The sequence below is a fragment of the Mesorhizobium sp. genome, from assembly GCF_004962925.1.
GTDB lineage: Bacteria > Pseudomonadota > Alphaproteobacteria > Rhizobiales > Rhizobiaceae > Mesorhizobium.
The window spans coordinates 1419-2934 of sequence record NZ_SUEO01000297.1 but is presented as its reverse complement, the minus strand read 5'-3'; the positions used below and the strand labels follow the sequence as shown (position 1 = coordinate 2934).

Sequence of the window (1516 nt, the reverse complement as noted above, 5' to 3'; positions counted from 1 at the left end):
AGCGCATAGGCGAACCAGCCCTCGATGCCGCCGCCGACGAAGGGGCCGAGATAGACCTCGGCCAGCTTCTCGCTGGCGCCGATGATGAGGCCGCCAACGATGGCGCCGAGGATGGAATCGAAGCCGCCAAGCACCAGCACCGGCAGCGCCTTCAGCACGATCAGCGACAGCGAGAACTGGACGCCGAGACGCGCGCCCCACAACAGCCCGGCGACCAGCGCGACGAAGCCGGCCGCCGTCCACACGGTGCCCCAGATGCGAGGCAGCCGCAGCCCGACGGCGAGGGCCGCGAACTGATCGTCGGCGACGGCGCGAAACGCAAGGCCGATCCGCGTCCAATAGAAGAAGGCGCTGAGGCCTGCGACCATGGCGGCGGCGATCGCCGCCGCCAGCAGGTCGAAGGACGAGATCAGTACGCCGCCGACCTCGAAGGGGGTGTCGTCGATGCCGAGGTCGAGCCCGTGCACCTGCGTGCCCCAGATAAGCTGGGCGGCACCTTCGATGATGTAGGAGAGGCCCAGCGTCGCCATGAACAGCGTCATCGGCGAGCGGTTGACCAGCGGCCTGAGCACGGTCCGCTCGATGGTGAAGCCGAGCGCGACCATGACCGCGAAGGTGATGAGCAGCGAAAGCGCGAAAGGGACGCGGCGTTCGACCAGGCTGACGAAAGTGAGTGCTGCAAACAGCACCATCGAGCCTTGCGCGAAGTTCAGCACGCCCGAGGTCTTGTAGATCAGCACGAATCCGATGGCGACGAGCGAGTACATGACGCCCGACAGCAGGCCTCCGACCAGCACCTCGATGACGAAGAGGAAATCATAGTAGCTCATCAGATGCCCTCGCCGTCTTCGCCCTCGGCGGTGCCGAGATAGGCCCGGATCACCGCAGGATCGGCGCGCACCTCGGCCGGCGTGCCGTCGGCGATCTTGCGGCCGTAGTCGAGCACGGCGACGCGGTCGGAGAGGCCCATGACAACGCCGATGTCGTGCTCGATCAGGATGATGGTGACGCCGTGCCGGTCGCGCGCGGCGCGCACGAAGCCGGCCATCTCGGCCTTCTCGGTCGCCGTCATGCCGGCCATCGGCTCGTCGAGCAGCAGCAGCTTCGGCTCGGCGACCAGCGCGCGCGCCAGCTCGACCCGCTTCTGCAGGCCGTAAGGCAAGGTGGCGACGAGGCGGTCGGCGACGCTTTCGAGATGCAGGAAGGCGACTATCTGATCGGTCTTTTCGGCGATCATGGCATCCTCGCGCCGGGCGCGTGGCAGGCCTGCAATGTGTTCGACAAAACTGGCGCGCCTGGTGTGGACGCGGCCGGACGCGATGTTGTCACGCACCGAAAGCCCGCCGAACAGCGCCAGGTTTTGGAAGGTTCGTGCAACGCCCAGTCGCGCCAGACGGTTCGCCGGCACCCGGGCAAATGGCTGTCCGTCGATCGTGATCGTGCCGTGGTCGGCGTGGTAGAGGCCGCTGATGATGTTGATCAGCGAGGATTTGCCGGCGCCGTTGGGGCCGATCAC

Annotated in this window: 2 protein-coding genes; both read right to left on the bottom strand. The window is 67.0% G+C overall.

Annotated elements, in window-relative coordinates:
- Nucleotides 1–830, bottom strand: an 830-nt coding sequence (locus E5W87_RS33165) for a branched-chain amino acid ABC transporter permease (RefSeq protein WP_292407492.1), incomplete at its 3' end; no start/stop codon positions are given.
- On the bottom strand, nt 830–1516 hold a 687-nt coding region (locus tag E5W87_RS33160), incomplete at its 5' end, for an ABC transporter ATP-binding protein (RefSeq protein WP_292407489.1). The genes E5W87_RS33165 and E5W87_RS33160, both read right to left, overlap by 1 nt.